The sequence below is a fragment of the Rhodococcus sp. YH3-3 genome (genome assembly GCF_001653035.1).
Lineage (GTDB): Bacteria > Actinomycetota > Actinomycetes > Mycobacteriales > Mycobacteriaceae > Rhodococcus_F > Rhodococcus_F qingshengii.
The window spans coordinates 1,869,832-1,878,674 of the sequence record NZ_BCWH01000002.1; the positions used below are offsets into that span (position 1 = coordinate 1,869,832).

General features: G+C 62.5%; 5 protein-coding genes (1 of these 5 running past the window's edge). 3 read left to right on the forward strand and 2 right to left on the reverse strand.

From position 1 onward, the window contains the following. Positions 1 to 5: 5 nt before the first annotated feature. Positions 6 to 287 carry a hypothetical protein gene (locus YH3_RS21790; RefSeq protein ID WP_064444043.1) on the forward strand — a complete coding sequence of 94 codons (282 nt, stop codon included), beginning with the start codon at positions 6 to 8 and terminating at the stop codon, positions 285 to 287. A gap of 86 nt (positions 288 to 373) precedes the next feature. On the opposite strand, the gene YH3_RS21795 is transcribed toward YH3_RS21790, so the two are convergent. Both YH3_RS21795 and YH3_RS21800 read right to left on the reverse strand, forming a co-directional pair. Beyond that, positions 374 to 5,857, reverse strand: coding sequence for a carboxyl transferase domain-containing protein (locus tag YH3_RS21795; RefSeq protein WP_064444253.1), 5,484 nt, complete (start codon positions 5,855 to 5,857; stop codon positions 374 to 376). 542 nt (positions 5,858 to 6,399) lie between these two features. Beyond that, positions 6,400 to 7,173, reverse strand: coding sequence for a hypothetical protein (locus YH3_RS21800; protein WP_238592676.1), 774 nt, complete (start codon positions 7,171 to 7,173; stop codon positions 6,400 to 6,402). A gap of 215 nt (positions 7,174 to 7,388) precedes the next feature. Between YH3_RS21800 and YH3_RS21805 the strand changes: the two genes are divergently transcribed. After that, complete coding sequence (locus tag YH3_RS21805; protein WP_003945124.1) at positions 7,389 to 8,120, forward strand: GNAT family N-acetyltransferase; 732 nt, start codon at positions 7,389 to 7,391, stop codon at positions 8,118 to 8,120. 53 nt (positions 8,121 to 8,173) lie between these two features. Next, positions 8,174 to 8,843, forward strand: partial view of a sigma-70 family RNA polymerase sigma factor gene (locus YH3_RS21810; RefSeq protein ID WP_003945115.1) — the 5' portion only. Its footprint extends 305 nt past the window's final position; 670 of the gene's 975 nt are visible here — the first part of the coding sequence; the start codon lies at positions 8,174 to 8,176; its stop codon lies beyond the right edge, outside the window.

An 8,843-nucleotide genomic window follows, 5' to 3' on the forward strand; every position in this document is an offset into this window, starting at 1 on the left:
GTGACATGTCCCAGAACACCGTCGACCACACGAACCGCGTCGATCACCGCGCGGTAGTCGAATCCGTCCGTTCGGCACGGAGCTTCGAGTTGGAGCTACCGATCGTCGGTGCCATCCCTGTTCCGAGACCCGAGCAGATCGCCTACTTTGCGGTGATGGGACTGATGGTCGCCTTCGAGATCATCGAGTGGCCCGTGGCAGTCACCATTGCAGCGGGGCATCTGCTCGCAACAGAGCAGCACAATCACGTCCTCGAAGAGATCGGAGAGGCGCTCGAGGGCGTCTGACGCAGGCGCGCCTGGACACAAATCGAGGCCTGGACACAAATCGAGCGGCCCCGCATTTCGCGGGACCGCTCGACGTGCGGAGAAACTTACTGCGCGAGTGCGCGCTTCATGCCGCGTTCGACTGCTGCGATGATCTGCGGACGCAGTTCTGCGGCAGGGACGATCTCATCCACCGAGCCGACCTCTCGGGCCCGCTGGATGTTGTGGATCGCTTCGAATTCGGATGCCACTTCGCCGAGCTTGTCGGAGCGGACGGCGATGCGCTGAGCGTTCAGTTCTACGCGCAGATGTGCTTTCTCCGTGTCATCCTTGGCTGCTGCCAAGTCTGCCTCCAGTTGCTGCACCTTCGGGTCGTTGTTGGTGCGGGTGTTCACCTCACGGGTGAAGACCACTGCGGCGGCGGGGGCGCCGCCGAGTACCGACGCGAACGAGCCTTCGACAGCAAGAACTTCCATGTTGTCGTTGAGCGCACCGGAGAACACGACGAACGCGCCGCCGTGGTAGCGGGAGACGACGCAGAACACGATCGGTCCGTCGAAGTTGACGATGGCGCGGCCGATCTCGGCGCCGTACTCGAGCTGGATGTTGCGCAGCGACTCCGGGGAACCGTCGAAGCCGGACAGGTTGGCCAGCACCACGATCGGACGGTTGCCGCTCGCAGCATTGATCGCGCGAGCAGTCTTCTTCGACGAGTTCGGGAACAGCGTTCCCGACGTCCAAGTGTCGGGACCGTCGGCGGGGAAGTGCCCCTTACGTGGGATCGCGCGGGATTCGATGCCCACCACTGTGACCGGATGTCCGGCGAGGTGCGCGTCCAGAACGACCGAGGTGTCGGCGCCGGCCATGTCGGCCCAACGCTCGAGAACAGAGTGGTCCTGGTCGACCACCGAACGCATCACGGTGCGAATGTCGAAGGGCTTCTTGCGATCCGGGTTCTTCGCCGAGGAGAAGATGTCGCCGACCGTCTCGAAGTCGCTCGACGGGTGGGTGTGCGGGAAACTACGCACGTCGCGATCGACGGGGTCCGTCGTCGCTGCGCGGCGCGGGAACCGTTCGCCGGGAGCGAGGTACGAGTGTGCGTAGTGACGGAACAGGATCTCGCACGCCGCAGTGAGGTCGGGGGCCCAGTACTGCGCCTGGCCGTTGGGGCCCATGACGCGGTCGTAACCACCGATACCGAAGTTGTCCTCGGCCGACACACCACCGGAGTAGTCGAGAGACTGCTTGCCGGTCAGCACCATCGCGCTGTCCGGGGTCATCACCAGAATGCCCTTGGTGTGCATCAACATGGTGGCTTCGGCGTTCCAGTAGGGCTGAGCGCCGACGTTGATGCCCGTGACGACGATGTTGATCTCGCCGCCGTTCTGGGTGAAGGTGATGATCCGGCGCAGACCGCGGGAGACCCAGTCCATGTTCTCGGTGCCGCTCTCCATCGAGATGGTGGCACCGGAGGACAGTGCGAACCACTCGACCGGAGCGTTCAACTTCTCGGCCAGGTCGATGGCAGCGACGACGCGTGAGCACTCGGCCTCGGCGACGGTACCGAGCGCCTTGGTGGGGTCACCGAATAGCGCGACACGGGTCATTCCCTCGGGATAGCGCGGCCTCGGCGTGTTCACGAGGCCGACGACGATGCCGGCCTTGTTGAGCCCGTACGGACGCTCGACAGGTGACAGGACGCCCGCTTCGTCGAAGTCGTGCTCGACGAAGGTGCCCTTGGTGCCGGTCAGGAGTGGAATCAGCTCGTACGGGTACACAGTTCCGCGTGCCCGCGAACTCTGGACCTTCTGGGCGTACGCGTCGAGGGGGAGCAGCGGTTCGGTGGGGGGTGTGGTCTTGTTGATGACCACACCGGCACCCGCGCGGTAGGAGAATCGCAGCGCAACTTCCTTGGGCGCGCCGCCCTTTCGGTCCTTCAGCCGAGTGATGAGCGTGATCTCTTCGAGCCCGGCGCCGACGGTCAGTCGGGCTGCGTTCTGAGCGATCACCGAGAAGCGCTCGCTGGGAACGTCGGCGACCGGCCACACGTAGAGCACGACGCGGTTGGCTGCGAGTCGACGCTTGTCGCCCCGCTGGGACTGCGCACGACGGATACCGTCGAGGCAGGCAGCGAGCGTGCGCTCGATGGCCGGGAGTGCAACCATCTGACCTTCGTCGTCGAGTTGCGGTGTCACGTCGCGGATTTCGGCCAGAGCGATCAGGCGCTCGTCCTTCGGATTCTCCTTGGCCGAGAGGTGGAACAGGTAGGTGTTCTCCGGAGCCGGGAGGCGCTTTCCGTTGAAGTTCTTCAGGCGCCACATGTCCAGACGCTGACCCGTGAGCGGATGCATGTCGCGGATGATGTGGTCCTCGACCAGTTCGCCGTCGACGGGGCGGAAGGTGACCCACCGGACCGGATCCCCGTTCGGGTTGCAGATGATCACCGTCGCGCGGCGAGACCGTGTGATCGTCTCGTTGCGCGAGAGTTCGGTGCGCAGCGTCTCGACGAGCGCGTCGCCGTCGGCGGGCTGATCAGGCCAGTCGAGGTAGATGTCGACTACCAGCCCGCGACCGGATGGAGCATCCTGCGCGATCGTGGCGACATCGTCGAGAGCCGTACCGAGAGCGTCGAATTCGGCCACCGTCGAGACCAGATGCAGCCCGTCGCCCTTGAGGTCGAAGTTACCGGTTACGAAACGGCGGTCGACGTGCTCGAAAACGCGGACGTCTTCGAACGAGTGAATCTTGTAGTAGCGACGCGTGATGACCTCGAGCAGAGGGCCGCCATCGCGGTTGCCGAGGCCGATCTTTCGACCCAACAGGTCCAGGAGCGGTTCGGGAGTGGCGACGAGATTGGCGATTCGCTCGTCGAAATCTGCAGCGTCCGGCTGCTCTTCGAGGTAGGCGAGGTTGCCGCGTACTCCGTCGTAGACGTCTTCGCGAACTTTGCGGATGCGCGGCTCGTCGAAGAACCGGAAGCGAAGGTTGCGGGCGACGTCGCCGATGACGGGGTAGCGGACCTGCGTCGCGACGATGAGTCGATCGAGAACCTCGTTGAGCTCCTGCGCCGAGCAACCGGGAGCCTTGTCGCCGACGAGCCAGCCTTCGAGAAGTGCTGCAATGACCGGGATCTGGGCTTCCATGCGCTGCAGAGCCAGGAAGAGTCGGTACACCGCTTCCTCGACGGCCTGGCGATCTTCCAGATCGGTGACGTCGTAGTGGCGAAGTGCCCGTTCGAGTCTCGTGCGGAACGACGCCGGCAAACCTTCGCGCTCGGAGTCGAGTGAGTGCAGGAAGGTGTGGAAGTGCTCGCGGGGGCTGTGGACGGATTCGTCCTTCGCGGACTCACCCGAGGTGGGCTTGTTGCGCGAGAGTTCGCAGATGTCGGCGAAGGTGGTCAGCACAGCCAGTTCGGCCTGTACCAGTTCGCGGTCCTCGGATTCGAGTGCGCTGCGAAGTGCGTCGTACTCGGCCAGAACAGCATTTGCGTGCTTACCGCTGACGTCGTAGCCACTGATCATCGCGGTCAGTGCTTCCAGCTGTGCCAATGCATCTGCGCGGGTATCGGACCCGGAAGTTGCTGCGGGAAGATCGAATTGGACTCGCGGAGCCTTCTCCGTGACAGCTTCCTCACTGACCTGGTCGACGCGCAGGAGCGGTGCGCCGGCATCGACCTGGGAGTTGACGGTAGCGAGAACCTCACGCACTTTGCCCGCATACGGAGCGCGAACCGCGGTCTCCATCTTCATGGATTCGAGCACGACCAGAGTGGATCCGGCTTCGACGTCGTCGCCGACCGCGACCGGTACTGCTACCACTACGGCGGGAGCCGGCGCGCGGACCACTCCGGCGTCGTCCTGGCTGATCTGGTGGCTGATGCCGTCGACCTCGACGAGATAGCGAGCCGGGCTCACGACGGAAACGACGTGGAAGCGCCGATCACCGATCACCAGCCGTGACTCGAAGTCGCCGAGACGATCGACGTCGACCTCGATGTCGCCGGCGTCTCCGTCGACGCGGTAGCGGTGCGGGCCGATACGCCCGACGGTCAGTTTGTATGCCTGACCTTGGTAGTTGAGCTCGACGGTACGGCCGATCGCGTGGTTGGCGCGGGGACGGCCGCCGCGTGCCGAGGCGAGGAAGGCCGCACGCTCGAGGGACTCCTCGGCGTCGTAAGCATCGATGGCGGTGGCGATCAGTGCGACGTCCGCGCGACGAGTGGTGCCGGTCAGGGCGCCTGTGCGGTCGAGCCAGCCGGTATCCGCGGATGCCGAGATGACCTCGTCGCGATCGAGTAGATCGAGGAGGAACGACTTGGTGGTAGTGCCGCCGTCGAGTACGACAGTGGTTTCACGAAGGGCGGTACGCAGGCGCGCAAGTGCCTCGGAGCGGTTGCGGCCCCAGGCGATGACCTTCGCGACCATCGAGTCGTAGTCGGGCGGAATGACGTCCCCGGCAGCGATACCGGTGTCGACCCGGATGCCGGAGCCGAGCGGAAACTTGAGGAGTTGAACGGTGCCGGGTGCCGGCGCGAAATCGTTGTCCGCGTCCTCGGCATTGAGGCGGGCTTCGACGGCGTGGCCGAATGCGGGCGGGCAGTCACCGACCAATTCGTCACCACTGGCGACCAGAATCTGCAGTTTGACGAGATCGATTCCGGTGGTGACCTCGGTGATCGGGTGCTCGACCTGCAGACGGGTGTTGACCTCGAGGAACGTGAAGAGCTTGTTCTCGGGCTGGTAGAGGTATTCGACCGTGCCTGCGCCCTGGTATCCGGCTGCCTTGACCAGTTCGGCCGACACCTTCTTGAGGTGGTCCGACTGTTCTTCGGTCAGGACGGGGGAGGCGGATTCTTCGATGACCTTCTGGTTGCGACGCTGAATCGAGCAGTCGCGAACGCCCGGAGCCCAGACATTACCGTGGTTGTCGGCGATGACCTGTACCTCGACGTGGCGTGCATCGGTGACAAGGCGTTCGAGGAAGACGACGGGGTCGCCGAAGGACCGCTCTGCTTCGCCCTGCGTGCGCTCGAGTGCAACTTCGAGTTCGTCTTCGGCCCAGACCTTGCGGATACCGCGTCCGCCGCCGCCGCTTCGGGCCTTGATGATCAGGGGATATCCGATGGACTGAGCATGACGACGAGCGTCGGCGCGCGTTTCGACCGGTCCGCCGCTCCACGGGGCGACAGGTACGCCGACCTTCTCGGCCAGGATCTTGGCGGCAACCTTGTCGCCGAGCAGGCGCATCGCGTCGGCGCTCGGGCCGATGAACGTGATGCCCAGTTTCGCGACGATCTCCGCGAAGGCGGGATCCTCGGCCACGAAGCCCCAGCCGACCCAGACTGCGTCGGCCTTGGCTGCGAGCAGTGCTCGCTCGAGTTCGGCGTAGTCGAGGTACGGGCTACCGGTGCCGGTGCTGCGCAGGGTCACGCCCTCATCGGCCTGGCGGACGAACATGGCGCGGCGCTCGGCCTCGGTGTGCAGTGCAATGACGCGAATGCCGTAGTCGTGTTCGGCGTTCAGTTCGCGTACAGCCCTGATCAGCCGGACCGCGGCCTCACCTCGATTGACCACTGCGATTCGTTTGAACATTGTCACTGCCACCGTCCTTGATGAGATTCTTCGTCACGTACGTTGCGATATGAGCCGACCGTGTCCCACATACCCGGATTCCCCGGTTCGTGAACTACGCCGCGATGCGCTGTGTTTCCCCCGGTTGCGCGTCGGCAAGTGATTGCCCTTCCGGTTCGTCGAGTCCCCTGCGCTGAAGCACTGTGTGCACCGAGGCGCTGTGTGCGCTGAGACACTGTGTGCCTTGTGCGCCACCCTGCAGGCGTGGACTCAGAACCGCTCCAATCACGAATCAGCAACATATTGTGTCTGCTTCCAGGGAATCCCTGGTTTATCTAAGAATGCAGTATGTCGACGCTCATGTCACCTGGGCGAATTGAAGAATATTAGTCAACGTGAACCACGGTTACACATATGGTGTTAAATCATTGCGGTGCAATGGAATTCGGACTTGTGACACGGATCACGATGGTAATGTAATCGGCAAGAAAGTGAATACTCACTGGTAACAAAATCGCATATTCGGAGAATTCTCTGGGTTGCTCGATTATTACTGATCGGTACTACTGGCGAGTATTTTTTATGTCCGGTCGGACCGTATTCGAGAAATCGCGTTCGATGGTTGCGATGTGCTTTGCAATCGCGTCGAGTCCTGAGGGAGGGAGGTGCAATCCGTTGCCGAGAGCAAGTGAAGTCCGCTTGAAGTGCTCCACGAGTGGTTCGTATTTCGTGACCAGCCTCAGCCTGACGGTCTCGCTCAGGTACTTCACGCTTCCCGCGTTGTCGACGAAGTCACTGAACTTCACGAGGAACACTGCGGGATCCGCTATCGCGCGGATGACGTGATCCTGATATCCGGCGGTGGTGTTGTCGCATGGGTAGTCGATTGGATTGGTCACTGCCTCAACAAGTTCGGAGATTCTGTGGCCGAAGCGCGACGCGATGAGTGTTGACGCACGTTCCTGCGCTTCGGATGCGGACATGTCGTCTGCAGTCTGGCCACCGAGGAGCGCGATGACGGCGTGTGGTCGGTCCTCGACCGTGTCGTGAAGCGCGGTTGCGCTCAGGATCTCGACATCGGAGCACCCGTACCGAAGCAGCCGCAATACATTTCGTAGGGGATGAACGATGTAGGGATCCTCGTCGGACTTGATCCCGTTCTTTCTGAACTGATCGAGGTGCGCAAGGGTCGCGACCTCCATGGCGAGCCGTAGGGTTTCACCCGAGATCGCCAGCTCGTCGACGGCGCTCTCGATGGCGAAGACCAGCGTTGCAGCGTCCATCTCCTTCAGGGGCAACTGGTCGAATGCAGACCTGATCGGGTCGGAGTTGCTCATGCCAAATAGCCTTCCGGTTGGTGAGGCGTCGCGACGAATGTCCTGGTGCAGATCTGCAATCGAGCCCTGATTGACGCCGGAAATACAGGTCGAGGTCAGAATCATCTTGATTCTATCCGGCGACTACGACAGCAAGTGTTCCTAGCGTTGTCATAGAGGTGGGCGGGGAGGTTCGTTCGCCTCCATCACAGGCAAATAGGGCAGGAAGAGGTTCGATGACCACGGAGGCGACCCTGGCGTCGTTTGTCGAGACAGTTGACACGGATGTCGACACCCATCCGCTGGACGATCCTGTGCGACAAGGACTTCGCGGACATCATGCGCAATTCGCTCGCTGGGCAGGGAGAGTTGCGCGGTACGACCCGACGGTCGCGCCGTTTGTCGGTCATCCGCCCGAGTTGGACGCCGAGGACTGGGAGAACCTACTCACACTCGTAGGTCCTGGCGGCACAGTAGGTTTACGAGGATTTGATCACCGCCCGCCGGAAGGGTGGCGCGTTGTGGATCAGTTCGGCTCGGTGCAGATGGACGGATCCGCACTCGAAGTCTCCGTTGATCCGTCGGTCGAACTTCTCGGAACGGGCGACGTTCCCGAAATTCTGGCATTGATCGAGCGCACCAAGCCAGGACCGTTTCTTCCTCGTACCGTCGAGATGGGCAGTTACTACGGCATTCGCGTCGACGGAAGACTTGTTGCCATGGCGGGGGAGCGGTTGCACCCTCCGGGATGGACGGAAATCAGTGCGGTGTGCACTGACAGCGACTTTCGGGGTCGAGGCCTGGGTACGACGCTGATCCGTGCCGTCGCTGCCGGGATTCGCGAGCGCGGCGAGCTGCCATTTCTCCATGCAGTGCAATCGAATACGAATGCGATCAGACTCTACGAATCACTGGGGTTCGTTCTCCGGAAGAGATCCAGGTTGACTGCGGTGCAGGCGCCTGCCTGATCGAATTCTCGCCGACGCCTGTGTTTCGGGCGCTCGGCCACTAGTCTGAACAAATGACAGTCGATCAGGCGTTGGACAGTGATTTCCTCACTCTTGCCGATCCGTACCGCCGCGAGTTGCTGGCGCACTGCTATCGCATGATGGGGTCGATTCACGACGCCGAAGACCAGGTCCAGGAGACGTTCATCCGGGCTTGGCGCGGGTTCGACGGTTACAAGGGCCAGTCATCTCTGAGGACCTGGCTCTACCGCATCGCGACGAATACCTGCCTGACCGCGCTGGAGGGGAGATCGAGGCGTCCCCTCCCGACCGGCCTCGGCGCACCTAGTTCGGACCCGGCCGACGATTTGATCGAGCGCAACGAGATTGCCTGGTTGGAACCGATCGCCGATTCTGCGTTGGGCGACGTCAATGATCCGGCCGTCATGGTCGTCAATCGCGATTCGGTCAGGCTCGCGCTTGTTGCCGCTTTGCAGCACTTGTCCGCGCGCCAACGTGCGGTTCTGGTTCTACGTGACGTTCTGCAGTGGAAGGCGTCGGAAGTTGCGGAGGCGCTGGACACCACAACCACTGCGGTAAACAGCCTGCTGCAGCGGGCTCGCGCGCAGATCAATCACATCGGACCCACCGAGGACGATCTCGTGGAACCGACTACCGAGGCTGCTCGGAAGTTGCTTCGCGACTACGTGCACAGCTTCGAGAGCTACGACGTCGAGGCCATCG

Bases quoted from the DNA above. Each gene is read 5' to 3' on its own strand.
- YH3_RS21790 (WP_064444043.1), top strand. From the start codon at position 6: ATGTCCCAGAACACCGTCGACCACACGAACCGCGTCGATCACCGCGCG.
- YH3_RS21805 (WP_003945124.1), top strand. From the start codon at position 7,389: ATGACCACGGAGGCGACCCTGGCGTCGTTTGTCGAGACAGTTGACACG.
- YH3_RS21800 (WP_238592676.1), bottom strand. From the start codon at position 7,173: ATGAGCAACTCCGACCCGATCAGGTCTGCATTCGACCAGTTGCCCCTG.
- YH3_RS21795 (WP_064444253.1), bottom strand. From the start codon at position 5,857: ATGTTCAAACGAATCGCAGTGGTCAATCGAGGTGAGGCCGCGGTCCGG.